This is a genomic window from Glutamicibacter nicotianae, from assembly GCF_006539525.1.
Lineage (GTDB): Bacteria > Actinomycetota > Actinomycetes > Actinomycetales > Micrococcaceae > Glutamicibacter > Glutamicibacter nicotianae.
Genome location: NZ_BJNE01000003.1, coordinates 16,140 through 42,589, shown reverse-complemented (window position 1 = coordinate 42,589; position 26,450 = coordinate 16,140). Strand labels below are relative to the sequence as shown.

Here is a 26,450-nt window from a genome sequence, read left to right as displayed (position 1 = left end):
GCTAGGCAACCTCACTTTGTGCTTGTTTTGCTGCGTATGCTGCGGCGGCTTCACGGACCCAGGCGCCCTCGCGGTGCGCTTCGCGTCGGCGTTCCATGCGCTGCGCGTTCACTGGGCCGTTGCCCTTGATCACTGCCATGAATTCGTCCCAGTTCAGATCCTTGTGGATCCACTGCTTCTTTTCTTCATCGAAGTGCAGCTCCGGGTCCGGCAGGGTCAGGCCGAGAACCTTGACCTGTTCGGCGATCATGCCGACGAAACGCTGGCGCAGTTCGTCGTTGGAGAAGCGCTTGATCTTCCAAGCCATGGACTGCTGGGAGTTCGGCGACTGCTCATCTGGCGGGCCGAACATCATCAGGGCTGGCTCGTAGAAGCGGTTGATGGCATCCTGGGCCATCTTCTTCTGCGCTTCGGTGCCGCGCGAGAGCGAGAGCAGGATCTCGAAGCCCTGGCGCTGGTGGAAGGATTCTTCCTTGCACACGCGGACCATGGCACGGCCGTAGGGGCCGTAGGAAGCACGGCACAGCGGAACCTGGTTGGCGATGGCCGCCCCATCGACCAGCCAGCCGATAGCACCCATGTCCGCCCATGTGCGTGCGGGGTAGTTGAAGATCGAGGAGTACTTGGCCTTGCCGGAGAGCAGCTGCTCGTTGTACTCGTCGCGGGTGGTGCCCAAGGTCTCGGCGGCCGAATAGAGGTAGAGGCCGTGACCGGCTTCGTCCTGCACCTTGGCCATCAGAATGGACTTGCGCTTCAGCGATGGAGCGCGGGTAATCCAGTTCGCTTCAGGCTGCATGCCGATGATTTCGGAGTGCGCGTGCTGCGAGATCTGGCGGCTGAGGGTCTTGCGGTACTTCTCAGGCATCCAGTCGCGTGGCTCGACGCGGGAGTCCTGATCGATCAAGGCGTCGAAACGCGCTTGGGACTGCTCTTCTTCGTAGCTCGGGACGGCACTCAGTCCCGGCTCCTGCGGTGTGGTCGGGGCCATGGGTTCACCTCATCGAAAACAAATTACATACTGACCGTTCGTTCAGTATGTCAGAGTGCGCTCGATCACGTCAACATGAACCCGCCTCCAGGCGCAACAAAACCCCGGGAAAGATTTCCCGGGGTTTGCGAAAGCTGGGGCTTAGGCCTTGACGAGCACCTTGTCCGCCTTCTTGCCCTTGAAGATCAGCGCATCAAGCGAGATCCGGCCAGGGCCCACCAGAAGCAGTGCCAGTGCGCCGGCAGCCAGTGCCAAGACGAGCTCGAAACCGCCATTTTCCACGAAGACTCCACCTGCAGCGTGAACCATGAACAGCGCGACGATCATCTGCACCCCCAACAGGCCTGCGAACACGCGAGTCAGCAGGCCAAGGATAATCGCGGGACCACCAGCGATCTCCAAGGTTGCAGCCAGCGGGGCAAGCAGGTTGGCGGCAGGAACACCCATCTGCCCAAAGGCAGCGGTAGTCCCCTCGATGGTGAACTGGAAGTACTTCTGCCAGCCGTGGGCCAGAAAGAGGAAACCGAAAGCAAAGCGAAGCAGGGTGCGGGCAGCGGTCTGCAGGCCTGCGCTATTTTCCAGAGCGGACATTAGTGAACTCCTAAGGATTGAGATGCAGGGACAAGTCCCATTCATTTACTGCCCCAACCCTATTGGAAAATTAGTTGAAACTTCAATAATATGAAGGGATTTGCCGCGTAAGCTTTGTCACGAAAAAACCGTGCTGCCCGCAACCAGATTCAACTAGTTGCGGACAGCACGGTTTCCGGCCGGCTGTGCGGCTGCTGCCTAGAGGACCTTGGACAAGAAGTCCTGAGTGCGCGCCTGCTGCGGATTGCCGAACAACTGTTCAGGCTCGCCCTGCTCGCAGACAACTCCGTCAGCCATGAAGACCACCCGGTCGGCTACTTCACGTGCGAAGCCCATCTCGTGCGTCACCAGGACCATGGTCATTCCTGTATCGGCGAGCTCCTTGATGACCTGCAGCACTTCGCCGACCATCTCGGGATCGAGAGCGCTGGTCGCCTCGTCGAAGAGCATGATGCCCGGAGCCATAGCCAGCGCGCGGGCGATCGCCACACGCTGCTTCTGGCCGCCGGAAAGCGAGGCCGGACGGGCGTTGGCCTTCTCGCGCAGGCCAACGCGTTCCAAGAGCTCCAGGGCACGCTCCCGCGCTTCGGCCTTGCCCATCTTCTTGAGCTCGACCGGCGCCAGCATGATGTTCTCTTCGACGCTCATATGAGGGAACAGGTTGAAGTGCTGGAACACCATGCCCACATGGCGGCGCACCTCGTTGATATCCACCTTCGGATCGGTGACATCGAAGCCGTCCACGACGACCTTGCCTGAGGTGATGTCCTCGAGCTTGTTCAGGCAACGCAGCAAGGTGGACTTGCCGGACCCCGACGGTCCGATCACGCACACCACTTCGCCTTCGCGCACGTCCATGTCGATGCCCTTGAGCACATTGTTGGACCCGAAGGACTTGTGCAGGTCCTTGACCTGGATCTTCACGTTGTCGCTTTGCACGGTTGAGGTGCTCACTTGTTGAACCTCCGATCGGCATAATTTGCCAACTTGGTCAGCGCCATGATGGCGATGAAGTAGATGATGCCGACGATCAGCAGGGTTTCAGTGACACGGAAGTTCGCCGCGTAGATCTGCTGGCCCTGGTAGAGCAGCTCTGTGAAGCCGATAGCCAGCAGCAGCGAGGAGTCCTTCAGGCTGATGATCAGCTGGTTGATCAGCGACGGGGTCATCATCTTGAAGGCCTGCGGGATCACGACCTTCTGCATCGACTTCCCGTAGCCCAGGCCCAGCGAACGGGACGCTTCGAGCTGGCCTGGATCCACCGACTGGATGCCGCCGCGAACAATTTCGGCGACATAGGCGCCGGCGTTCAGGGACAGCGTCAGCACACCAGCAGTCCAGACGCTGATCTCCCAGCCGGTCAGCTGCGGAAGGCCGAAGTAGAACATGAATGCCCAGAGCAGCAGCGGGGTGCCGCGGAAGATGTTCACGAAGGTCGTGGCGATGCCGCGCAGCACGATGTTCCCGGAGATCTTCATGAATCCGAAGATCAGGCCCAACGCCATCGCGATGGCGAAGGAAATCGCTGTCACCAGCAGGGTGTGCCACAAACCGGTCATCAGCGCCGGCATGGACTTGACCAGCAGATCGAAGAAGTTGCTCGGTTGCGCCGCGGTCGGATCGGCAAGGTAGGAGTCCAGGATCTGCTGGTACTCTCCGCTGGCCTTCAGCTCGGCCAGCCCGTCATTGAAGGCCGCCAGCAGCGCGGTGTTCTCGCCCTTGTTCACAGCGAAGCCGTAGGAACCGCCAGGAACCTTGTCGGTGACGGTCTTCAGGCCATTGCCCTGGGCGATGCCGTAGGCCAGCACCGGGTAGTCATCGAAAACGGCAACGGCGGAGCCGGCCTTGACCGATTCGTACATGGTGGCCGACTGATCCAGGGACTTGACCTGGAAGCCGTATTCCTCGGCAATGGACTTGGCGTAGGTCTCGCCCTCGGCGCCGGTCTTGGCGACAACGGTCTTGCCCTTCAAGTCCTCATAGCTGGTGATCTCGTCATTGTTCGCAGCGACAGCCATCTGGACGCCGGACTCGAAGTAGGGCTCGGAGAAGTCGTAGATCTCCTTGCGCTCGTCGGTAATCGACATGCCGGCGATCACGCCGTCCACCTGGTTGGAGGAGAGGGCTGCCAAGGCGGCGTTGAAGCCCAAGGACCTGATTTCGACTTCAAATCCCTGGTCTTCGGCAATGGCGCGCAGCAAATCCATGTCGATACCGGTCAGCTCGCCGTTCTGGCGGAACTCGAACGGCGCGAACGTCGTATCCGTGCCGATGACATAGGTTTGGCCCTCGACGCTTTCACTGCCTTGGGCCAGAGCCGACGGTGCGCCCACGACCAATGCCATCAAACCGATGGCAGCCGCGGCTATCCACCTGGCTAGGCGCCCGGCGGGGGCAGCTGTTCTTTTCTTTTCCACTGATGAATCGCTTTCTCGTGCTGAAGGGCGAATGGCCCAAGGTGCAGATGATACGTTCTGCCTGCAAGCCTAGGACGAATAAAGCCTAGCCGGTACCCCACGACTCGCCTGCACTTGCATCGTTACCGGTTTGAAACCGCGGTTCTGTCCGCGCTGAGCATAGCTACCCCCGCAAGCATCGGCGGTGGGATTGAATAGTGGTATGACTCCTGAATCATTGACCGCAAATGTTCCTCGTGCCGCGAAGCTGCCCACCACCCGCAGCTTCCACGGCGACGACTTCATCGACAACTACGAATGGCTGCGCGAGAAATCCAACCCGGAGGTCATCGCCCACCTGACTGCGGAGAACGAGTACACCGACACCATTACCGCTGGCCAGCAGCCGTTGCGCGATGCCTTGTTCAGCGAGATCAAGGGCCGCACCGTTGAAACCGACCTGTCGGTTCCGGTGCGCCGCCGCGGCTGGTGGTACTTCACCCGTTCGGCCGAAGGCAAGCCCTACACGATCCAGTGCCGTGTCAAAGCCTCGGACACCGGGGACCTGGTGGCCGACTGGACGCCCCCGGTCATCGACCCGGAAACCGCGCTGCCTGCCGAAGAGGTGCTGCTCGACGGCAACGCATTGGCCGAAGGGCAGCCGTTCTTCTCGCTCGGCGGCATGGCCCTGAATGAGGACGGCAACCTGCTCGCCTACTGCGTCGACAATGCCGGCGATGAACGGTTCACCCTGTTCATCAAGGACCTGGAAACCGGCAAGCTGCTGGAAGACACCATTGAAGGGGTGTTCTACGGGCTGGCCTTCTCGCCGGATTCTTCAACGATCTTCTATACGGTAGTTGACGAGACTTGGCGGCCGCACCAGATCCGCACCCACCGGCTGGGCACCCTCCCAGCGGACGACAAGATCATTTTCGAAGAGACTGATCCAGGCATGTGGCTCGGCTTCGATCTGAGCCCGGACCGCAAGACGCTGATGATCTCCAGCGGCAACTCCGAATTCGCCGAAACCAGCATGCTGGACCTGCTCGATCCTTCGGCGGCAGTAGCCCTCCTGGTGCCGCGCAGCTTGCGCCTGCTGCACGGAATCGATCTGATGCCGGGCGCTGGCCAGGCGTTAATCACCCACGACCATGAAGCACCGAACAATATGGTGTCGCTGGCTTCCGTGAACCAGCTGGGAGAGAACACCGACCCCGCCCAGTGGAGCACCGTGGTGGCCCATGAGGACACCGTCAAGATCGAAGGCACGGCAATTACCGGTTCGCACGTGGTGCTCTCGGTTCGCCGCGACACCTGCGAGCGCGTCCAGCTGCTTGCCTTGGACGGCTTGGGCACCGAAGCCCAGCAGCCGGCTATTGAACCGGACTTCGAGGATGAGCTGTTCACCGCCTCGGCGACCTTCGCCGAATTGGAGGCGCCGTTGATCCGCATCGGCTATACCGCTGACTTCACCCCCGCACGCGTCTACGACCTGTGGCTGGAAGACCAGTCGCTGGTGCTGCGCAAGCAGACTCCGGTGAACAACTTCGACCCGGCCAAGTACCTGTCCACGCGCGAGTGGGCCACCGCGGCCGATGGCACCAGGATTCCCTTGACCATCATGCGCCGGGCCGACCTGGATACCTCGGTTCCCCAGCCGGTGCTGATCTACGGCTACGGCTCCTACGAGGCTTCCATGGATCCTGGTTTCGGCATCCCCCGCTTGAGCGTGCTGGATCGCGGCGTGGTCTTTGTCATCGCCCACGTGCGCGGCGGCGGAGAGCTCGGCCGCAACTGGTACCTGCAGGGCAAGAAGCTGCACAAGAAGAACACCTTCACCGACTTCATTGATTCCACCAAGTACCTGCTCGATTCCGGCTGGGCCGATCCGCAGCGCATCGCCGCTCTGGGCGGTTCGGCCGGCGGACTGCTGATGGGAGCCATCGCGAATATGGCCCCGCAACTGTACACGGCGATCATCGCACAGGTGCCTTTCGTCGATGCGTTGACCTCCATCCTTGATCCAGAGCTGCCGCTGTCGGCCTTGGAATGGGAAGAATGGGGCAACCCGATCGAGAGCAAGGAGGTCTACGACTACATGAAGTCCTACAGCCCTTACGAAAATGTCACGGCACAGGACTACCCGAAGATCGCTGCGGTCACCTCGCTGAACGACACCCGTGTACTGTACGTAGAGCCAGCCAAATGGGTGGCCAAGCTGCGTGAAATCGGCACCGGGCAGGAACCGATTGTGCTGAAGACCGAGATGGATGGCGGGCACGGCGGCGCGTCGGGGCGCTACGAGTCCTGGAAGTCCCGTGCGTGGGACTATTCCTTCGCCTTGGATGCGCTGGGATGCACTGAAGAAATCTGACAACCGGAGGAACGGCGGCCATGCACCACATCAAGATCAGCGACCACCGCAACGACCCTGCGGTACGCCGCTTGCTGGTGCTGGCCGCCGAACCTGCCAGCGAGCAGGCGCTTGAAACGCTGCTCGATGAATGCGAAGGACTCGAGGTCCTTGCCAGCACGACTGCCTCAGGCGACGTCACGGCACTGGCCGCCTACCGGCACAGCGATAGCTACGCGATCTGCGTCGAATATCTTGCCGTCGATCCAGCACTGCAAGGACAGGGCCTGGGCTCCGCCCTGCTGGCTGGACTGCGCGACACCCACCAGAAGAACGTCTGGGCCACCACCGATGATGATGCGGTGGGCTTCTACCGTGCGCTCGGTTGCCTCGTCTCGCCGTCGGCTGCCGACCCGCGCTGGCCGGAGGCCCAGCGGTACCTGTGCACCTTGCCCTGCTACCCGCTGCTGACCAGCCAGCCGGAAGAAGATCCGGGATACGAGGCTGTCGGCGGCGAACTGATGCGCGGACTGATCGCGATTGCCGAACCGGCCGAACAGTGGGCCAAGGACTTCCACCGCCTGCGCGATCAGATCGCCGATGCACTGGGTTCCACCGCGCTGGCCATTGAGCACACCGGTTCCACGTCCGTTCCAGGCCTTCCATCCAAGCCGATCATCGACATCATCTTGCTGGTCCCCGATGCGAACCAGGAAGCGTTCTACGTCCCAGCGCTGGATTCCACCGGCATCATTCTCTGGCACCGCGAACCCGGGTGGTACGGCCACCGCATGCTCAAGCCGGTTGCCGGTTCATTGCTTCCCGAAGCCAATATCCATGTCTTCAGCGCGGGAAGCCCCGAGTACCTGCGGCACCTGATTTTCCGCGAGCATCTGAAACACAACGAAACTGACCGCCTGGCATATGCCTCGGTCAAGCGGAACGCTGCCCGTGCGCTGGCTGCGAGCGATGGCGAAAATGGACTGGTCATGGACTACAACCGGATCAAGGAGCCGTTCATCCTCGACGTGCACCAGCGAATTTTCACCCGCTAGTTCTCCTGTTTGCCCTCGCTGAAACAGTACCGCCAAAACGCTCGCCTAACTTGACTTAGCTCACATAATGTTATTACCTAATGATCGTTCGGTAAATAATTCGGCGAAGGAAGATGATGAGCGAAACACAGGTAGAGAATTCGGTCCCGCACGCCATTCTTCACAATGACTACGCCACGCAGTGGATGGGAATCGAAGTAGTTGAGGTCTCCGACGGCCACGCTGTCATCACCATGACGCTCCGGCAGGAAATGCTCAACGGTTTCGGCATTGGCCACGGCGGGATGATCTTCGCTCTGGCCGACACTGCGTTCGCACTGAGCTGCAATCCGCAGGCAGGCTCGGATGAGACCATCACTGTCGCGTCCGGTGCCGACGTCAACTTCCTCAAGCCAGCCATTCCCGGACGAGTGCTGACTGCCACCGGCAACCGTGTCTCGCAGCAAGGCCGCAGCGGGATCTACGACATCAAGGTGACCCAGCCAGCGGGCGACGGCTCAATCGAAACCGTCGCAGAGTTCCGCGGACGTTCGCGCACCGTCCCGAAACCAAAGAACCGCTAAGCACCTAGCCCACTCGACACGAAAGTTCCAGCATGTCCCAGAACACCGACCGCGACAGCCTTCCGAATCCGCTTGATCCAGAAGAAACCATGAGCCGTGAGCAGATCGAAGCGATCCAGCTGACCCGCTTGAAGGAAACTCTGCACCATGCCTACAACAACGTGCCGTACTACAAGGCGAAGTACGATGCCGCTGGCGTGCACCCCGATGATCTGAAGGAACTGAGCGACCTCGCCAAGTTCCCCTTCACCGACAAGGAAGATCTGCGCAAGAACTATCCCTTCGGCATGTTTGCCGTTCCGCAGCATGAGGTCGCCCGCATCCATGCTTCCTCGGGCACCACCGGACAGCCCACCGTGGTTGGCTACACCAAGAAGGACCTGGAAGACTGGGCCAAGCTCGGTGCCCGCTGCCTGCGCATGGCCGGGGTCAAGCCGGGCTGGAAGGTCCACAACGCCTACGGCTATGGGCTGTTCACCGGCGGCTTGGGTGCGCACGCCGCAGCCGAGTACCTCGGCGCCACCGTCATCCCCATGTCCGGAGGCCAGACCGACAAGCAGATCACGCTGATCCAGGACTTCGAGCCTGACGCGATCCTCTGCACCCCGACCTACCTGCTGACCATCGGCGATGCCATGCAGCGCAAGGGCCTTGATCCGCGATCCACCTCGCTGAAGGTGGCCGTGCTCGGCGCCGAGCCGTGGACCGAAGAGATGCGCCACGAGCTGGAAGAGATGTTCAACATCACCGCCTGCGATATCTACGGCCTCTCCGAAGTCATGGGCCCTGGCGTGGCTGGCGAATCCGGAGAACGCAAGGATGGCAGCCACATCTGGGAAGACCACTTCCGCCCAGAAATCATTGATGCCTTCGACGAGACCAAGGTGCTGCCTGATGGCGAGCACGGTGAACTGGTATTCACCTCGCTGACCAAGCAGGCCCTGCCGATCATCCGCTACCGCACCCATGACCTGACCCGGCTGATGCCAGGCACCAGCCGGCCGGGCCACCGCCGCATGGGCCGCATCACCGGGCGCAGCGATGACATGATCATCCTGCGCGGCGTGAACTTGTTCCCAAGCCAGATCGAGGAACTGATCCTGAAGGTGCCGACCCTTTCGCCGCACTTCCAGCTGATCCTGACCCGTCCGGATCGCATGGACCAGCTGGCAGTCAAGGTGGAGCGCCGCAGCGAGGCGACCATCGAAGATGCAACCAACGGAGCCAAGGAACTGGCCAAGCTCATCAAGATCCATGTCGGCTCGTCCTGCGCCATTGACGTTGTCGAGCCGGAATCGCTGGAACGCTCCATGGGCAAGCTCAAGCGCATCTACGACATGCGCTCCAACTAGTCCCGACCGGGACATGGGATAATGAAGTAATCATGGGACTTACCGATACTGCCAACCGTCCGGCCAAGCGTGGCCGCCCCGGTTACGATCAAGAAGCCGTTTTGCGCATTGCTGTCGAGGCATTCAACGAATACGGCTACGACGCGACCTCCATGGGCAAGCTCGCCGACCGCCTGGGTATCAGCAAATCCGCGATTTACCACCATGTCCCGTCCAAAGAGGACCTGTTGAGGCTGGCCTTGGACGAAGCGCTGATTCCCCTGGAAGCAGTGATCGCCGAGGTCCGCTCCCATGAGGGCACCGCAGATGAACGCCTGGAATTCTTCCTGCGCGCGACGTTCCGGATCCTGCTGGACAAGCGTTCCTACGTGACCTTGCTGCTGCGACTGCGCGGCAACACTGAACTGGAGCGCCAAGCACTGCAGCGCCGCCGCGCCATGGACCGCCAGCTGGCGGAGCTGGTGACCGCCGCGCAGTCGGATGGCAAGTTGCGTGCCGATTTGGAACCACGGGCAACTGCAAGGCTGCTTTTCGGCTTGATCAACTCGGTGGTGGATTGGTACCGCGCCGACGGGCCCATCAACGGAACCGAACTTGAAGAGCAAGCCGTTTCCCTGCTCTTCAATGGCTTGCATACCGTGAACGCCTAGTTGCACGGCAAGGCTACGCGTTGGCTCCCGCCTTCCAGGTGGGAGCCAACGTCGTTAACCGGGTGCGGAGGCACCTGGATGTGGCGCATCCAACCTGGCAATCTTGCCATCCTCACAGAATTCACAGCTAGCATCGAAGGGGTGCTTCCAGCACCGGACATTCTCGATCAACCAAGTGAAGAGCGCTGTGGATTCCATCTTAGAAACCCTTTTCATGGCTACCGCCGACAGCAGTAGTTCCTTTGTCCAGATCCTGCTTTCTGCCGCGAGCATGCTGCTTGTCTTCGTCTCCGCGGCCCTGCTGGCGCACCGCAATGACCTGGGCTGGTGGACCCTGATTCTGGGCGTCTTCGTTGGCCCGGTCATTACCTCGATGCAGTTCGATCTACTGGGACTGATCTACGCCGTTCCGCTGCTGCTGATCGCCATCTTCGGCCTGTGGCGCTTCTCCCGCTTCGAGCTCAAGGGCAAATTCACCCGCGTGGTCACGAGCACTGCCGTGACGCCATGGTCCGCGCTCGGCCTGCTCGTGGGCTTGATCCTGCTGGTTGCCCTGCGCTTCGGCCCGTTCCTGTTCAATGGCGGCTTCATGAGCGCAACCCCGGAAATCTGGGTCCTCTACTTCGCCGATGCGGCCATCTTCGCGTCATTTGTCATGGTTGCCCGCGGCGTGCGCGCCGGCTGGCTGGTGCTGGCCGTGGCTGCCGTTGCCGATCTGGTTGTCTACTTCCTGATCTCCCCGATGCTGGGCATGATGGGCCTGTTCGTCTTCATCGCCCTAGCCGCCGCGTACGGCTACTTCCTGTGGCGCGGCCTTCCTGCCCAGGCTGCCGAGCCGGTGCAGGTCGAGCTGGACGAGGAAGAGCTGGCCTTGCAAAAAGCCAAGCAGGCAACCGTGGACAAGCTGAATGCCAAAACCGAAAAGTAGCTGAACCTAGAATGATCCCGCCCCAGTGTGAACTGGGGCGGGATCATTTTTTTGTGGCTAATTGCGCCAGCTGTCGTTCAGGTTCAGGGAACCGTCCGCATTCACGGTCGCGATGCGGTTGGCCCCTGATTCCCACGTGGCATTGCCGCTCTGGTCGTACTTGACGTACTTGTATTCGAACTGCGTTCCTGCCGGAAGGTCCACCGTTCCGCTCCAGCTCGGGTAGCTGGCAGCTGATAGCTGTGGCGCCTTGGCCGGATCCCAGCTGCCTAGTTCCGGCTGGTTGCCGACGATGCGGATGTTCTGCCCCCAGACGGTTTGGGCGGTGACCGCGACGCTGACATCAGCAGTGTCCTCGACCGGATCCGGCGTTCCTGATCCGCCATCGGATACGGCACCGATGTGCAGGGCCATGGCACCGTAGGCAGGCAGTGTCGCGGTGAACTTGCCGTCGGCGCCCACAGTGATGGTCTTCGAGCAATCGCCTCCGGACACCACATCACAATAGGTGCCAGCGGCCAGCGAGCTGGTGTATTCGCGGGTGGTTGCCGCCGAGGTGTTGTTGATGGCTACGAATCCCTTATTGCCGCGGCCGTATGCGATCTGGTTGCCGCCATCGTCCCACCAATTGCTGACAGCCGCGTCGCCGACGGCGTTGTTGAAGCCCACCATTCCGGTGATTTCATCTTGCCGCTGTTCGCAGGTCCAGGCGGAGGAGTCGCAGTCGGCATTGGGTACCGATGCGTCACTGGCGCCCGGCGCCCCCGCATCCTTGTCGGTGAACGTGTATCCGGAATACACGGTGGGCGATCCGTAAGGCCAGGAGAGCATGAAAACATTGGCCAGCAGGTACTTGGCGCCCCACTTGTAGTTCATGGATTCGCCGTTGCGTTCGGTGTCGTGGTTGGTGACAAAAACCCCGGCCCGGTCACTGGTGAGCTTGCCGTCGCCGATGAAGCGCAAGTTGGCGATTTGCGCGTCGAAATCATGCTTGAGCTGCCGCGCATAGTCGAATTCGTGCGAGTCGCCGCTGCCGAGGTACTCGCTTTCCTGGATCGGTTCACCCGACGCCCCGATCACCTCGTGCACCCAGTACACGCCGGGGTTCTTCATCTTGGATTTGATGCCTTCGAGGTCCGTTGCGGGGATGTGCTTCGAGGCATCGATGCGGAATCCGGATACCCCAAGCGAGACGAGGTCATCGAGATAGTCGGCGATGTTTTGCTGGACGTAGCTGCTGGAGGTTTTCAGATCCTGCAAGCCCACGAGGCGGCAGTGCTGCACTTGCCAGCGGTCAGCATAGTTGGTGATGTTGGTGCGGCAATCGTTGAAGTCCTGGGCCGAATACTCTGGGAAGTTGTCATCAGAGAAAGCCGAGCCTGCGGTTCCAGTACCGGTCTGCCCGGCTCCGGTCATGTGATTGACCACGGCGTCTGCGATCACTTTCACGCCTGCGTCGTTGCAGCTTTTGACCATGGCGGAGAATTCCTCGCGGTTGCCCAGTTTCGAGTCCACCTTGTAGCTCACCGGCTGGTACGAGGTCCACCATGCAGTGCCGCGCAGGTGCTCAGCTGGAGGCGAGACCTGGACGTAGCCATATCCTGCTGGGCCGATGCTGGACTCGCATTCCTGGGCTACCGAATTCCAGTTCCATTGGAACAGGTTGAGGATGACATCCTTGCCGTCGTTGGATGGGGTGGCGGCTTGGGCGGGTGCTGCGAACAACGGTGCGGCGAGCAGGGCGAGCGAGGCGCCTAGTGCTGCCACCGGCTTCACCGTCCTGGCTCCGTGCCGGCGTTGTGTTGATTTGGCGCGTGATGGCAAAAGTCCCACAGAAAAACTCCTTTGTTGTGATGATCGGGCTGCGATAGCTCGACGCGACAGCGTCGGGATCGCTCAACCACACGTTCCCCATCAACGCGTGACCTGCGACACAACTGTAAGCGTTTTCTTACCTCTCTCCAATAAGTAAATTTCTGTAAATACATTAAACCCGCGAAAATGTCCGCGTAAATTGCCCTAAAATTTTTTCACTCCGCGTCAAATCTTGCCAAAATTGGAAACGCTTTCATAGATATCCGGCAAAGCTGTCCTGGCTCCGAGCACGCAAAAGGGTGGATGCCGTGGTTGACGGCATCCACCCTTGCTGAAGTTGCGTTTTAGCCTTCGAAGTTGGCGTAGGTGAGGTTTTCTTTCTCCACCAGGGTCAAGACATCGTAGGTCGCGACAATCTCATCATTCTGGTTGTGCAAGATCGCATCCCATGCGACCTCGCCATATTCATCGGTGACTCGCGGCGTGATTTTCTTGGCCGTCAGGGTCACGCGGATTGAATCTCCGGCAGCCACCGGGGTGATGAAGCGCAGGGATTCCAATCCGTAGTTGGCCAGGACCGGTCCCGGAGCAGGCTCTACGAACAGCCCCGCGGCCCAGGAAACCAGCAGGTAGCCATGGGCCACGATGCCGGGGAAGAACGGATTGGCTTCCGCGGCGGCCTGGTCGGTGTGCGCGTAGAAGGTGTCACCGGTTTCGTTGGCGAATTCGGTGATCTTCTCCAAGCTGACTTCGCGCAGGTCCGAAGCGAAACCGTCACCAATCTTCAGCTCGGCCAGCGATTTGCGGAACGGGTGGACGTTCTCCGGCTTGCCGCCGAACTTCGGGCTGCCTGCCAGCGACTGCTGGGCGCCGGTATGCCAGACTCCGCTGAGCGCAGTGATCATGTTGGGCGAGCCCTGGACCGCGGTGCGCTGCATGTGGTGCTTGACCGAGCGGATGCCGCCGAGTTCTTCGCCGCCGCCGGCGCGGCCTGGGCCGCCGTGGACCAGGTGCGGAACCGGGGATCCGTGGCCGGTGGTGGACCGGGAGGTTTCGCGGTTCAGGATGTGCACGCGCCCGTGGTGGGCGGCGATGCCTAGGGACAGGGCACGCATGGATTCGGCGTCATTGGTGCACACGGTCGCGACCAGCGATCCGGCGCCCATGGCGGCGAGCTCCACTGCCTCCTCGACGCTGCCATAGCCGATGACTGAGCTGACCGGGCCGAACGCTTCGCGCGAGTGCACGATCGGGTTGCGCGCGTCGTTCCAGCGCAGCACCACAGGCGACATGAAGGCACCGGATTCCGCTACGGCATCGGTTTCCGGAGCCACTCGTACCGCCGGGGCATCCAGCCGGCCGTAGGCCAGCTCGCCGCCGGCAGCGATCATGTCCTCGACGGCCCCGCGCACGTCGGCCAGCTGCTCCAGCGAAGCCAAAGCGCCCATGGTGACGCCCTCAACACGCGGGTCGCCGATGACTACGCGTTCATCGATGCGCTTGCCGATGGCGGCGATGACCGCGTCAACCTGAGCGGCCGGCACGATGTTGCGGCGGATGGCGGTGCACTTCTGTCCGGCCTTCGACGTCATCTCATTGACGACAACCTTGACGAAAGCGTCGAATTCAGGGGTTCCTTCCACCGCGTCCGGGCCGAGGATGGCCGCATTCAGGGAATCGGTTTCTGCCGCGAAGCGGACACCCCCGTCGATGACGTTGCGGTGCGCCTTGAGCTTGCTGGCGGTGGATGCCGAGCCGGTGAATGCGAACATGTCCCGGTAGTCCAGGTGGTCCATGATGTCGCGGGCGGATCCGGAGAGCAGCTGCAGGGATCCTTCAGGAAGGATGCCCGAATCCAGCATCATGCGCACCGCCGCTTCGGTGAGGTAACCGGTGGGGGTCGCCGGCTTGACGATTGTTGGCACGCCGGCGATGAAGGCAGGAGCGAATTTCTCCAGCATGCCCCACACAGGGAAGTTGAATGCGTTGACCTGGACAACAACACCGGCCATCGCGGTGTAGATGTGGGTGCCGATGAACGAGCCGTCCTTGCTCAGGGGTTCGGTTGGCCCATCCAGGATCACGTTGGAGTTGGGCAGCTCGCGCCGGCCCTTGGAGGAGAAGGTGAACAGCACGCCGATGCCGCCGTCGATGTCCACCATCGAATCGATCTTGGTAGCACCGGTCTTGAAGGAGACCTCGTACAGGTCCTTGCGCCGCTCGTTCAGGTACAGCGCCAGTTCCTTGAGCTTGAGCGCGCGCTCATGCAGGGACAGCTTGGCAAGTTCCCGCTGGCCGGTCTCTCGGCCGTAGGCGACGGCGCCGGCGACATCAAGGGGTTCCTTGGTGACGGTGGCGAGCAGCTCACCTGTGTTGGCGTCGAGGACTTCGGTACCTCCCTCGGCTGCTGGGGTCTGCCATTGGCCGGCAATGAAACTTGGTACTGCACCAATCTGGGCTGTCGTCATCGACGCAATTCCTTTCTGAACGGTCGGTCAGTAATAGTGTTAACCATATCAGCATTGGCGTGATCGACGACACCTGAATGACTGCGCAAGAGAACGAGGTGAAGCGCCAGCGCCAACAACCGGCCGAAGCTCGCTATCGGCTGGCCCAGACACCCAGCTCGTTGCCGGAGGGATCAGTGAAATGCAGCCGGCGACCGCCGGGGAAGGGATAGGCCGGCTGGTCGAGCCATCCGCCAGCGGCCTCGATGGCGCGGGCCGTGGAATCCAGGTCGTCGGAATACAGCAGCACGAAGGGCCCGCCAACAGGCCGCGGCTTGTCGGACAGCAGCAGTCCCCCGGACTCTTCAGTGCTCGCTTCCGGCATGAGGATGCCAGCGTACTGGTCACCGTAGTCGATGAACTTCCAGCCGAAGGCGGCCGCGTAGAAATCCTTTGCCGCCTGCAGGTCGGTGACGGTCAGTTCAACATAGTTCAAGGCATGATGCCGCGGTATTCCATCCATTCCCCGAGCCTACAGCGCGGCTGCGGCGCTGTCATGGGATATTGAGTCGAGCCAGCGCCTGGACGGCGGACAGGCTGTCCTCGCTCAGGCCTTGGCCGCGCAAGTAGTCCTCCGCAGAGCCGAGCCAGTCCAGGAACTTCTCCAATTCGGCGGCGCGGCTGCTGATGATAGCCTCCAGCTCACCGGCAGACTGGTGGGACTCATGGGGGTGCTTGCGCGGCGAGACCCGATGCCATTCATTGATGCCGCGCACCGCCGCTTCGTCCTGCGCCAGGATTTCGTCGCGGAGCCCGGCCAAATCCAGCAGCAGCGTCGCCACTAGGCCCGAGCGGTCCCTCCCGGCGGAGCAGTGGATCACCGCTCCGCTGCGGGTTGCCGCCAGATTCTCGAAGACCGCCACCAGCTGATCCCCGAATTCCTCGCAAACCAGCCGGTACATCCCGGTGTGGTTCATATACGGGACCGCGACCGCTTCGAAACGCTCGTTACCTGGGGATTCCAGCGGGAGATTGATCAGCTCGATACCCCGCATGCTCGGCTCGGCAACCACCGGGTCATGTTCGCGGCGCCTGATCTCGCCCGGGTTGCGCAGGTCGATGATCCGGTCAATGCCGTCATCCTGCAGCTGCCGCCACCCCTGGTCGGTCAGCCACTCGTGCCTGCCCATGCGGTAGAACGCCCCGCAGACATGCCGCGCATTGACGGCTCCGTTCCATTCCAGATCTCCGGCTTGCTTGCGGTAATTCAGGCCTTGGTTCATAGGCCCATTGCAACACATCGCTGGCATGTTGTAGAGTTTTAGTCATTGACAAACGTCAATCAGTCTAGCGAAGGAGGGGTAACGATGATTGCTTTCCGCCTGTACCCGTCACTCCCCACTACTTCCAAGGACTATTTCCAATGCATTACCCCGCTGGCCTCGCGGCCGCACATTCACCACTGATCGATGCCGGCTCCGCAGATGCCGATGAGCAACTGAAATTCAGCAAGCACAAGCCTGTCTGGAACGAATCCGATACCGGTGAACCGGATGACGGCCAACGGTACTCGACGTGGCCATTTATCGAAAAGGGGTTGCGCGGGCCGAAGCCGTATCCGCACTGGCTCATCGAAGACGCCGCCGCTATTGACACGGAGCTGGGAATCCTGAAAACCGGCAAGGAAGGCGATGTCTTCCTGCTGGAACGTGCCACCGAAGATCGCAGCAGCCTTCTGGCCGCAAAGCGCTACCGTTCACGTGAGCAAATGCAGTTCAGCCGTTCCCAGGCCTACAGCGATGGGCGCTCCGCACGGCGTTCGCGTGATAACCGCGCCATCCGCAACAACTCCACCTACGGCAAGCAGGTGGCAGCGCTGCAGTGGGCCAACGCCGAATGGACCTACCTGTTGCGCTGCTACGAGGCGGGAATTCCGGTCCCCTATCCGGTGCAAATCGACGGCACCGAAATCCTGATGGAGTTCATCGCCGATCCCGAGGACCAGCATGCGGCGGCTCCGAGGTTGCAGCAGCTCTCGCGCTTTGATCCGCGCCTGCCAGCGCTGTGGGACCAGCTCGTCGACGCGTTGGAGAGGTTTGCCGGACTCGGGGTCGCCCACGGCGACCTTTCGTCATACAACCTTCTCGTATCCGGCGAACGCCTGGTGGTGATCGATGTTCCGCAGTGCGTCGATCTCGCCGGCAACCCGAACGGTTTGGACTTCTTGCATCGCGATTGCGTGAATCTTTGCGAGTGGTTCGCTTCCAAGGGACTGCCCAATGACCCGGATGAGTTGTTTTCTTCGTTGCTGAGCCATCTGTTCTGAGCCGGCGCTTGCCGACCACCGGTTTGTACGCCCACTGGGCTCAGACGGGCAGCACCGCACGACGCCAGGTGGTGTTGTCGCCGATGGCAAAAAGCCGTACCAGGCCAGGAGTGCGGTGATATCCGGCCCGGCCAGCCGCCGAGCTCGTGAATCAGCGTGCTTGCGCTGAAGGCTCCCATGGCCAGGCAAATGAAGGCGTCGGCCTCTCTGTCCTTTCGCCGCGTGAGCTCGAAGTGGATTCCCATCTGGCGCTGGTCCCGTGCAATGCCTTGATTGGCGCGCATATGGGCTTAGCCGAAAGCACCGTCACGAGCTATCTGGCGCCGGCGGCGCGGAAGCTGGTCACCACGAATCGCTTCGATGCGGTGCTGCGTGCGCGCCACAGCGGCTTGATCGCCTGAAACACCTGCCGGAACGCGAAAAGGGCTGCATGCGCAGCCCTTTTCATCGATGTCCTACCAGGTATAGAAGCCCTGCCCGGTCTTGCGGCCCAGCTTGCCCTCGGCCACCAAGTCCTTCAGGATCTGCGGCGGAGCGAAGCGCTCCCCCAGCATCTCATGCAGGTACTCTGCAATGCCCAGCCGCACGTCCAGACCGACAATGTCGGTGGTCTTCAGCGGGCCGGTGGGGTGCTTGTACCCGAGGACCATCGCATTGTCGATGTCTTCGGCGCTGGCGACGCCTTCCTCGACCATGCGCATCGCTTCCAGCGCGATTGCCACGCCCAAGCGGGATGATGCGAAGCCCGGAGCGTCATTGACCACGACCGCGGTCTTACCCAAGCCTTCAACCCAACCGCGCGATGCACCCACCAGCGCTTGGTCGGTCTGCTTGCCGATCACGACCTCGATCAGGGTGGAAGCCGGGACCGGGTTGAAGAAGTGCAGGCCCAGGAAGTTCTGCGGACGCTGCAATTCCTCGGCCAGTCCGCTGACCGACAGCGACGAGGTGTTGGATGCGAGCACGGCATCGCTGCCCAAGGCCTGCTCCACCGCTTGCAGCGAGGAGACCTTCAGATCCCAGATTTCAGGGACTGCTTCAATCACCAGCTGCGCGCTGGCGAATTGCCCGTAATCGGTACTGGTGGAGAAACGAGCCAGCAGCTCTTCGCGGCTTTCGCTCACCCCGCCGCGGGCGATCGACTTGTCCACTGATGCTGCCACGCGCTCATAGGCGGCCTGCGCCGACTCGCTGTCGCGTTCGACAACAGTCACCGAGCTGCCGCTGATCAAGAACGCGTGGGCGATGCCGGCGCCCATGCGCCCTCCGCCGAGCACGCCCATCTGCTGCGGCAGTGCGCCGGAGGTGAAGCTGGTCTGTGCACTCATGCTTACTTCTTCTTTCGATCTAGGAATGCTTGCATGCGGTCGAATTTTGCCTGGGACTCGAACAGCATGCCCTGGGCCAAGGTGTCGATGACCGGGTGGACTTCGCGGGGAGTATGGAAGACCGACTTGGTGATCCGAACCGCCAGAGGATCCTGGGCTCCGATGCGGTCCGCCAAGGCGTCGGCCGCCGCATCCAGCTCGGTGGCGGGATGCAATTCGGTGACCAGGTTGGCGGCCAGGCACTGCTCGCCGGTGAGCACCTTGCCGGCCAGCAGGATTTCCTTTGCCAGCGGTTCGCCGACCAGCTCCTTCAGCCGCCAGGTGGCGCCGGCCGCGGCCATGATGCCCAGGTTCGTTTCAGGGTTGCCCATGCGCAGCTCGGGGGTGCCGATGCGGAAGTCCGCGGCATAGGCCAGCTCGGCACCGCCGCCCAGCGCGAAGCCGTCGAGGGCTGCAATCACCGGCATCGGCAGCTTGGCGATCCTGTCGAAGATGCCCGAATTGATCCCGGCGAGCGCATCATCGCGACGGCGTTCGCGCAGCTGGGCAATGTCCGCGCCCGAAGCGAAGATGCCCTTGCGCCCCTTGGGGTTGGCTTCGCTCGGCCCTTCTGCGGGAGTGCCGGCGATAATCAGGATCTTGGGGCTCTTCTCCAGGTAGGCGCAGATGGCGTGCAGCTCGTCGACCATGGCCTGGTCGATGGCGTTGCGCACATCCGGCCGGTGCAGGCGCACCCAGAGCCGGTCATCGGTTTCCGACAGCTTGAGGGTGGTGAATTCGCTCTTCAGATCGCTCACGCCTAGACGCCTTCCAGCAAGATTGCGGTGCCCTGGCCGACGCCCACGCACATGGTGGCCACGCCCAGCTTGCGCTGCTCGGAGGCCAGTTCGCGTTCCATGCGGCCCAGCAGGGTGATGACAATGCGCGAACCGCTGGAACCCAGCGGGTGGCCCAGCGAAATGGCGCCGCCGTCGCGGTTGACGATTGAGGCATCTACGCCCAGCTCGCGCATGCTGGCCAGGGACTGGCTGGCGAAGGCTTCGTTGATTTCCATGGCGCCGATCTGCTCGATGCCCACGCCGGCGCGTTCGAGGACCTTGCGCGTCGCCGGAACCGGTCCCATGCCCATGATCTCCGGTTCCAGGCCCGCGGCCTGCCCGTCGACGATACGTGCCCGCGGGGTCAGGCCGTACTTCTTGATGGCGCGTTCGGAAACCACGAGGATCGCCGAAGCGCCGTCGTTCAGCGTCGAGGCGTTGCCGGCGGTGACCACGCTGCCGCCCTTGACTACTGGGCGCAGTCCGGAAAGCACATCCATGGTGGTGCCAGGCCGAGGCCCTTCATCCGTATCCACGATGGTGTCGCCCTTGCGGCCCTTGACGGTCACCGGAACGATTTCATCGCGGTAGCGCCCAGCTTCGATGGCGGCGATGGCCTTGGCGTGGGATTCGACGGCGAACTGGTCGCAGTCCTCGCGCGAGATGTTGTAGACCCGGGCGACTTCCTCGGCGGTTTCCGGCATGGAGAACGTGGCTTTGCCATCGCGGGCGTACTCCCCGGAAAGGAATTGCGGGTTGGTGAAGCGCCAGCCGATGGAGGTGTCGAAGGTTGCCCCCGGCTTGGCGAAGGCCTTGGCCGGCTTTTCCATGACCCAGGGAGCCCGCGACATGGATTCGGTGCCGCCGGCGACGACGATGTCGGCGGCACCGGCCTTGATCATATGGCTGGCCATGGTGATGGCGCTCATGCCGGAGGCGCAGAGGCGGTTGACCGTGATGCCCGGAACGGTGATGGGAAGTCCTGCCAGCAGCGCAGCCATCCGGGCCACGTTGCGGTTCTCCTCGCCGGCGCCGTTGGCGTTTCCGTAAATGACTTCATCGATGTCTGCCGGGTCGATGCCTGCGTCGTCGATGACGCGGCGGATCGTCAGCGCAGCCAGGTCGTCGGGGCGCACAGCGCTGAGCGTCCCTCCGTAGCGGCCTACCGGCGTGCGTGCTCCACCTACGAGAAATGCCTCGGTCATTTGTGCTCCTTATGCCGAAATGGTTAGTGACCCTCAACACCTAAACTTACCGACCATTCGTTCAATAATAAAGTCGCGGATCGCCGCTTTTTCACAATTGAACATTTTCAGGCCTGCCATTCCACGTGGCCAGCCCACAGGCCAACTACCGTTTTATCCGCGAACCCTCGGAACCAAATCCATGTCAGTGCTTGATTTTGCAGAATGATTCGAATAGCCTCTGGTATTTAACCGACTCCGGGAAACCCTCGGATCGTGGACCGCGGCCAAGGCGATGAATTTCTATCTGGCCCTTGGGCGATCGGTCGACGGAAAGCTGAAAACAACGGAGCAGCAATGCAACCGGAACATAGCCAGCCAAACGACAACTCGAATTCTCATAATTTCACACCCGACCTGGACCACGACATCGGCCCGGACATGAACACGCAGGAAGGCCGGCAAGAAGTTCGCAAGGCCACTGCCGCCTCGGCCATGGGCAACATGACCGAATGGTTCGACTACGGTGTCTACGCCGTAGCCGTCACCTACATCACCGCCCACTTCTTCCCCACCGAGGGCGGCACCTTCATGGCCCTGGCCACCTTCGCCCTCTCCTTCCTGGTCCGCCCGATTGGCGGCCTGGTCTGGGGCCCGCTGGGCGACAAGCTGGGCCGCAAGAAGATCCTGGCCCTGACGATCATCATGATGTCGCTGGCCACCTTCCTCATCGGCGTCCTGCCCACCTATGAAGCCATTGGCGTCGCAGCCCCGATCCTGCTGGTGCTGCTGCGCATGGTCCAGGGCTTTTCCACCGGTGGCGAATACGGCGGCGCGGCAACCTTCATGGCCGAATACGCGCCGGACCGCAAGCGCGGCTTCTTCGGCTCCTTCCTGGAATTCGGCACCCTGGGCGGCTTCGCCCTCGGTACCGCGGTAATGCTGGCCCTTCAGCTGATGCTCGGCGAAGAAGCCATGATGGCCTATGGCTGGCGCATCCCGTTCTTCCTCGCCTTGCCCATGGGCCTGATCGGCCTGTACCTGCGTAGCAAGCTGGAGGACACCCCGGTCTTCCAGGAGATGGAAGAAGCCGGCGAAGCCCAGCAGGGCGGTTCGCTCAAGGAACTGGTCATGCAGTACTGGCGCCCGATGCTGACCATGACCGGACTGGTCATCGCGCTGAACGTGGTCAACTACACGCTGCTCAGCTACATGCCGACCTACCTGGAAACCCAGCTGGGGCTGAGCTCCAGCGCATCGCTGGCCACCATCCTGATCGGCGAAGTCGCCATGATGGCGGTCATCCCGTTCGCCGGCTCGCTCTCCGACAAGGTGGGACGCCGTCCGATGTGGTACGCCTCGGTGATCGGCCTGTTCGTGCTTGCGCTGCCGATGTTCTGGCTCATGGGCCAGTCCTTCGCCTGGGCCATTGTCGGCTTCGCTGTGCTGGGACTGTTGTACATCCCGCAGCTGGCGACCATCACCGCGACCTTCCCGGCGATGTTCCCCTCGCAGGTGCGCTTCGCGGGCTTCGCGATCACCTACAACGTCGCCACCGCCATCTTCGGCGGTACCGCCGCGATGGTCAATGAAGCGGCAATCGATTCCACCGGCTTCCTGCTCTTCCCTGCGATCTACATGATGGCAGCTTGCGTCATCGGCGCGATCGCCATCAAGTTCATGCCGGAGACCGCCGGAGCCTCGCTGCGCGGGACAGAAATCCCCGATGCCCTGGACACCGGCATCTTGGCCACAGTGCAACAGGACGAAACCCGGACGTCCTGAGCCAGCACAGCACCAAGGGGGCGCATCTGCAGTGCAGATGCGCCCCTTGGTGCTTGGTGCCGAAAGCCCGGCGGCTAGAAGTCGATGCTCGACCGGGCGTGCCTGCGGGCGAACCGCCAGCCGACCCACAGCAGCACCGCGAACAGCGGAATCGTCGCGATCGTGTACAGCCCTACCGGGAATACCTCGCCGTTCTCCCCGGTCAGCGTATCGAAGGAAATCAAGACGGTGATCACCAGCAGGGAAATCAATCCGATCCAGCCGGTCATGGGCGAACCCGGCATGGGCAGCGAGGACACAGCGCCCTTTTTCTTGCGCAGCATCAGCTGGCATCCGAAAATCGAGGCCCAGGTGAACAGCACGCCGATGGATGCGGTGTTCAAGGCAAGGTCGAAGGCGAAAGAATCGCCAAGCCAGATGTTCAGGATGACGCCGGCAAGATAAACCACGCCCACGGTGATGATGCCGGTTGAAGGCACAAAGTGCTTGTTCATCCTGGAAAGCCACTGCGGGGCATGCCCGTTGCCGCTCATGGTGCGCAGGATGCGGCCGATGGAGTACAAGCCCGAATTGCAGGAGGACAGCGCGGCGGTAATCACCACCAGGTTCATGACGCTGCCCACCCAGCCCAGGCCCATCTTCTCGAAGACCGTGACAAATGGGCTGACCCCGGATTCATACTCGTTCCAGGGCAGCACCATGGCCAGCAGGGACACGCTGCCGACATAGAAGACCAGGATGCGGACGACCACGGCGCGGATTGCCGAAGGAACTTCCTTTTCCGGGTGCTCCATCTCGCCGGCGGCAATGCCCACCAGTTCAATGGCGTTGTAGGCGAAGATCACCGAATTCAGGACCAGGATGCTGACGAAGAAGCCGCGCGGGAACATGCCGCCCTCGCCGTTCTCATCGCCGATGAACAGGTTGGCCACCGATGCGGTGTGCTCTCCGACCTGGGCGTTGGTCACCACCATGCAGGTGCCCACGGCCAGGAACAGCAGGATCGCGGCAACTTTGATGCAGGCCGCCCAGAACTCGAACTCCGCGAACGCCTTGGCGCTGATCAGGTTGATGGCCACTAGCAGCAGCAGCGCGCAGAATGCGGACACGGTCACCGGGACATTCGGGAAGAAGTACTGGAAGTACAGCCCGATGGCGATCAATTCGGCGATGCCGGTCATGATCCAGTTCAGCACGTACATCCATCCGGAGACGAAGGCGCCCTTCGGGCCGAAGAGCTCAGCGGCGTAGGAGACGAAGGAGCCTGAGGTCTGGCGGTACATGATCAATTCACCCAGGGCCCGCATCAGCAGGTAGGCCAGCGCACCGGCCACCAGATAGGACAGCACCAGTGCCGGCCCGGTCGAGGCCAGCCGCCCGCCGGACCCCATGAACAGCCCCACGCCGATGGCTCCGCCGATCGCGATCATCTGGACGTGGCGGCGGCTCAGGGATTTCTTGTAGCCCTCGGCGCTGATTTCCGGGGCTGCCGGTTGATGCTGGGCAGATGGCATAGATGAACTCCTGACCTACGGAAGCGTTGAATGGATCCGTGCAAAATCGTGAAATGAATCCGGTGACTCACTGGGTGGTCCAAGGCTTCGAGGCAGGGATTCCGTGCGCAACCGCCAGTCGGGCCGTGAAGAGTCTACTCCCCCTTTCTTAGAGTTCGGGACGAAACCGACTAGCATTCATAGGGTGAGTAGCCTGAATAATTCCGCATTGCCCGAGAAGGTCTCCGATGTCTTCGATCCAACGCGCTGGCGCGTGGTCGAGGGATTCGACTTCACCGACATCACCTACCATCGCCAGGTTGAGCGAACCGCTGATGGCAGCATCGTGCGCGACCTTCCCACCGTGCGCATCGCCTTCGACCGCCCCGAGGTGCGCAACGCCTTTCGCCCGCACACCGTGGACGAGCTGTACCGCGCCATGGACCATGCCCGCATGACCAGCGATGTGGCCACCGTGCTGCTGACCGGCAACGGACCATCGGAGAAGGACGGCGGGCACGCTTTCTGCTCCGGCGGCGACCAGCGCATCCGCGGCCGCGACGGCTACCGCTATGCCGAGGGCGAGACCCGCGAGTCCATCGACCCGGCACGTGCCGGACGCCTGCACATCCTGGAGGTCCAGCGCCTGATGCGCACCATGCCAAAGGTTGTGGTGTGCGTTGTCAATGGCTGGGCTGCCGGCGGCGGGCACTCGCTGCACGTGGTCTCGGATTTGACCATCGCCTCGAAGCAGAACGGCAAGTTCAAGCAGACCGACGCCACCGTCGGCTCCTTCGATGCCGGGTACGGTTCGGCGCTGCTCGCCCGCCAGGTCGGGCAGAAGACAGCCCGCGAAATCTTCTTCCTCGCCCGCGAGTACTCGGCCGATGACATGGTCCGCATGGGTGCGGTCAACGAGTCGGTGGATCACGAACGCCTCGAAGAGGTGGCGTTGGAGTATGCAGCCGATATCGCGCGCCAGTCCCCGCAGGCCATCCGCATGCTGAAGTTCGCTTTCAACCTGGCCGACGATGGCCTGGCCGGACAGCAGGTCTTCGCAGGCGAGGCCACCCGCATGGCCTACATGACCGACGAAGCAGTGGAGGGGCGCGACGCGTTCCTGGGCAAGCGCGACCCGGATTGGTCCAACTACCCCTACTACTTCTAATCCAGCGCGGAGAAACGAGGACCGGATATGGACGCACAACTCGCTGAACTGCTCGCGGCCCTGGCTAAGGCGGCCAATGACGAGGGCCCGGCCGTTGAGGTGCTGCTCGATGAGCGCAGCCCCAACGGATGGCGCATCGAGTACCTGGCCCCAACGGACCTGCCGGGTTTCGAGCAGCCCATGGCGGTAGTGCGGACCTCCGGTTCCACCGGCCGGGCCAAGCGCACGGTGCTCAGCGTTTCGGCCTTGGCATCCAGCGCGCAGGCCACGGCCGAGTTCCTCGGCTTCGAAGGCCAATGGCTGTTGGCCTTGCCGGTGCACTATGTGGCGGGGCTGAGCGTGCTGACCCGTTCCCTGTTCGCCGGCACCAAGCCAGTGGCCATGGACACCAGGGGGAGCTTCTCGGCCACGGCTTTCACCGAAGCGGCCAATCAAATGGTCGAGTCCCGCCGGATCACCTCGCTGGTGCCGACCCAGCTGGCCCGGCTACTGGACAACCCGGCTCCGGAAACCCTGCAGGCGCTGAAGCGTTTCGATGCCATCCTCCTGGGCGGGGCACGAGCCAGCCGGGATCTGCTGACCCGCGCCCGGCATCACGGGCTGAAGATTTTCCAGACCTACGGCTCCTCGGAAACCTCCGGCGGCCTGGTCTACAACGGCACCGCGCTTCCCGGCGTGCAGCTGGCCGAGCATGAGGGACGCATCTGGGTTTCCGGACCGATGCTGGCCGACGGATACGCCAACGCCCCCGAAGCCACGGCCGAGCACTTCGTTGAACGAGATGGTGCGCGCTGGTATGTCACCGATGATCTGGGCACGGTTGACGGACAGCGCTTGAAGATCATCGGACGCGTCGATGACGTGATTAATTCCGGTGGCATCAAGCTTTCGGCATCGAAGATCGAAGGGCTGCTGGAGGAATTCTTTACGCAGGCAATCGTGGTTCCGTTGCCCGATGCGCAATGGGGCCAAAGCGTGGGCCTGGCCTATTCGGGCCCGACCAGCACCGCCGATGCCTTTGACGCGGTGCGCCGGACCCTGGGCAAGGAGGCTGTGCCAAAGCACGTGCGCCACTACCCCCACGGCTTGCCGCAGTTGCCCAACGGCAAGTTCAACCGGCGGCTGCTCATCGAGGAACTGGGCATTCGCGACTAGCCTCAATTCGCCTTGCACGGCTAATCGCGGGAAACTAGAGGGTACGAGTTTT

The 26,450-nt window shown here is 62.1% G+C and carries 23 protein-coding genes; 11 read left to right on the top strand and 12 right to left on the bottom strand.

Features of this window, described 5'->3' with window-relative positions; genetic code table 11:
- Position 1: 1 nt before the first annotated feature.
- The 4 genes from paaA to ANI01nite_RS04895 all read right to left on the bottom strand — a co-directional run bounded on the left by paaA (position 2) and on the right by ANI01nite_RS04895 (position 3,924).
- Positions 2 to 988 carry a 1,2-phenylacetyl-CoA epoxidase subunit PaaA gene (paaA, locus tag ANI01nite_RS04910; protein ID WP_038992281.1) on the bottom strand — a complete coding sequence of 329 codons (987 nt, stop codon included), beginning with the start codon at positions 986 to 988 and terminating at the stop codon, positions 2 to 4.
- Positions 989 to 1,129: 141 nt separating this feature from the next.
- Complete coding sequence (locus tag ANI01nite_RS04905) at positions 1,130 to 1,579, bottom strand: DoxX family protein (protein WP_141356493.1); 450 nt, start codon at positions 1,577 to 1,579, stop codon at positions 1,130 to 1,132.
- Between the two features lie 198 nt (positions 1,580 to 1,777).
- On the bottom strand, positions 1,778 to 2,533 hold the full coding sequence (locus tag ANI01nite_RS04900) for an amino acid ABC transporter ATP-binding protein (protein ID WP_141356491.1): 756 nt from the start codon (positions 2,531 to 2,533) through the stop codon (positions 1,778 to 1,780).
- Entirely contained in the window at positions 2,530 to 3,924 is a 1,395-nt protein-coding gene (locus tag ANI01nite_RS04895; protein ID WP_255314410.1) for an amino acid ABC transporter substrate-binding protein/permease, read from the bottom strand. Before ANI01nite_RS04895 ends, ANI01nite_RS04900 begins: the two co-directional genes overlap by 4 nt.
- Positions 3,925 to 4,198: 274 nt before the next feature.
- Here ANI01nite_RS04895 and ANI01nite_RS04890 point away from each other — a divergent pair, with 274 nt between their 5' ends.
- The 6 genes from ANI01nite_RS04890 (at position 4,199) to ANI01nite_RS04865 (ending at position 10,879) form a co-directional block, all read left to right on the top strand.
- Positions 4,199 to 6,352 carry a S9 family peptidase gene (locus tag ANI01nite_RS04890; protein ID WP_141356487.1) on the top strand — a complete coding sequence of 718 codons (2,154 nt, stop codon included), beginning with the start codon at positions 4,199 to 4,201 and terminating at the stop codon, positions 6,350 to 6,352.
- A 20-nt stretch (positions 6,353 to 6,372) separates the two neighbouring features.
- Positions 6,373 to 7,386 (top strand): GNAT family N-acetyltransferase, encoded by a 1,014-nt coding sequence (locus ANI01nite_RS04885; RefSeq protein WP_141356485.1) that lies wholly within the window; start codon positions 6,373 to 6,375, stop codon positions 7,384 to 7,386.
- 116 nt (positions 7,387 to 7,502) lie between these two features.
- Positions 7,503 to 7,949, top strand: coding sequence for a hydroxyphenylacetyl-CoA thioesterase PaaI (paaI, locus tag ANI01nite_RS04880; RefSeq protein WP_038992287.1), 447 nt, complete (start codon positions 7,503 to 7,505; stop codon positions 7,947 to 7,949).
- A gap of 32 nt (positions 7,950 to 7,981) precedes the next feature.
- Positions 7,982 to 9,301, top strand: a complete 1,320-nt coding sequence (paaK, locus tag ANI01nite_RS04875; RefSeq protein ID WP_038992288.1) for a phenylacetate--CoA ligase PaaK — start codon at positions 7,982 to 7,984, stop codon at positions 9,299 to 9,301.
- A gap of 32 nt (positions 9,302 to 9,333) precedes the next feature.
- Positions 9,334 to 9,951 (top strand): TetR/AcrR family transcriptional regulator, encoded by a 618-nt coding sequence (locus ANI01nite_RS04870; protein ID WP_038992289.1) that lies wholly within the window; start codon positions 9,334 to 9,336, stop codon positions 9,949 to 9,951.
- A gap of 214 nt (positions 9,952 to 10,165) precedes the next feature.
- Positions 10,166 to 10,879 (top strand): nicotinamide mononucleotide transporter, encoded by a 714-nt coding sequence (locus ANI01nite_RS04865; RefSeq protein WP_141356483.1) that lies wholly within the window; start codon positions 10,166 to 10,168, stop codon positions 10,877 to 10,879.
- 57 nt (positions 10,880 to 10,936) lie between these two features.
- On the opposite strand, the gene ANI01nite_RS04860 is transcribed toward ANI01nite_RS04865, so the two are convergent.
- The 4 genes from ANI01nite_RS04860 to ANI01nite_RS04845 form a co-directional block, all read right to left on the bottom strand.
- Complete coding sequence (locus ANI01nite_RS04860) at positions 10,937 to 12,646, bottom strand: carbohydrate-binding module family 20 domain-containing protein (RefSeq protein ID WP_141356481.1); 1,710 nt, start codon at positions 12,644 to 12,646, stop codon at positions 10,937 to 10,939.
- A 392-nt stretch (positions 12,647 to 13,038) separates the two neighbouring features.
- Positions 13,039 to 15,162 (bottom strand): phenylacetic acid degradation bifunctional protein PaaZ, encoded by a 2,124-nt coding sequence (gene paaZ / locus ANI01nite_RS04855; protein WP_141356479.1) that lies wholly within the window; start codon positions 15,160 to 15,162, stop codon positions 13,039 to 13,041.
- A gap of 133 nt (positions 15,163 to 15,295) precedes the next feature.
- Entirely contained in the window at positions 15,296 to 15,664 is a 369-nt protein-coding gene (locus ANI01nite_RS04850) for a VOC family protein (RefSeq protein ID WP_038992293.1), read from the bottom strand.
- Between the two features lie 31 nt (positions 15,665 to 15,695).
- A complete protein-coding gene (locus ANI01nite_RS04845; protein WP_255314409.1) occupies positions 15,696 to 16,424 on the bottom strand; it encodes a tyrosine-protein phosphatase in 729 nt (242 codons plus the stop codon).
- 140 nt (positions 16,425 to 16,564) lie between these two features.
- Between ANI01nite_RS04845 and ANI01nite_RS04840 the strand changes: the two genes are divergently transcribed.
- Both ANI01nite_RS04840 and ANI01nite_RS04835 read left to right on the top strand, forming a co-directional pair.
- Entirely contained in the window at positions 16,565 to 17,467 is a 903-nt protein-coding gene (locus tag ANI01nite_RS04840; protein WP_141356477.1) for a serine protein kinase RIO, read from the top strand.
- Positions 17,468 to 17,613: 146 nt separating this feature from the next.
- Positions 17,614 to 17,868: a LuxR C-terminal-related transcriptional regulator gene (locus ANI01nite_RS04835; protein WP_141356475.1), complete on the top strand. Its 255-nt coding sequence runs from the start codon at positions 17,614 to 17,616 to the stop codon at positions 17,866 to 17,868.
- Between the two features lie 54 nt (positions 17,869 to 17,922).
- Here ANI01nite_RS04835 and ANI01nite_RS04830 read toward each other — a convergent pair whose 3' ends face one another.
- The 3 genes from ANI01nite_RS04830 to ANI01nite_RS04820 are packed head-to-tail and all read right to left on the bottom strand — an operon-like array spanning position 17,923 to position 20,818.
- Entirely contained in the window at positions 17,923 to 18,795 is an 873-nt protein-coding gene (locus ANI01nite_RS04830) for a 3-hydroxyacyl-CoA dehydrogenase family protein (protein WP_141356473.1), read from the bottom strand.
- A 2-nt stretch (positions 18,796 to 18,797) separates the two neighbouring features.
- Positions 18,798 to 19,592 (bottom strand): enoyl-CoA hydratase/isomerase family protein, encoded by a 795-nt coding sequence (locus ANI01nite_RS04825; RefSeq protein ID WP_141356471.1) that lies wholly within the window; start codon positions 19,590 to 19,592, stop codon positions 18,798 to 18,800.
- 2 nt (positions 19,593 to 19,594) lie between these two features.
- A complete protein-coding gene (locus ANI01nite_RS04820; protein ID WP_141356469.1) occupies positions 19,595 to 20,818 on the bottom strand; it encodes a thiolase family protein in 1,224 nt (407 codons plus the stop codon).
- A 336-nt stretch (positions 20,819 to 21,154) separates the two neighbouring features.
- Here ANI01nite_RS04820 and ANI01nite_RS04815 point away from each other — a divergent pair, with 336 nt between their 5' ends.
- Positions 21,155 to 22,582, top strand: a complete 1,428-nt coding sequence (locus tag ANI01nite_RS04815) for an MFS transporter (RefSeq protein ID WP_174787669.1) — start codon at positions 21,155 to 21,157, stop codon at positions 22,580 to 22,582.
- Between the two features lie 74 nt (positions 22,583 to 22,656).
- On the opposite strand, the gene ANI01nite_RS04810 is transcribed toward ANI01nite_RS04815, so the two are convergent.
- Positions 22,657 to 24,096, bottom strand: coding sequence for an amino acid permease (locus ANI01nite_RS04810; RefSeq protein WP_141356467.1), 1,440 nt, complete (start codon positions 24,094 to 24,096; stop codon positions 22,657 to 22,659).
- 184 nt (positions 24,097 to 24,280) lie between these two features.
- Between ANI01nite_RS04810 and ANI01nite_RS04805 the strand changes: the two genes are divergently transcribed.
- Positions 24,281 to 25,243: a 1,4-dihydroxy-2-naphthoyl-CoA synthase gene (locus ANI01nite_RS04805; RefSeq protein WP_174787668.1), complete on the top strand. Its 963-nt coding sequence runs from the start codon at positions 24,281 to 24,283 to the stop codon at positions 25,241 to 25,243.
- Between the two features lie 27 nt (positions 25,244 to 25,270).
- Positions 25,271 to 26,398, top strand: coding sequence for an AMP-binding protein (locus ANI01nite_RS04800; RefSeq protein WP_141356465.1), 1,128 nt, complete (start codon positions 25,271 to 25,273; stop codon positions 26,396 to 26,398).
- Positions 26,399 to 26,450: the final 52 nt, after the last annotated feature.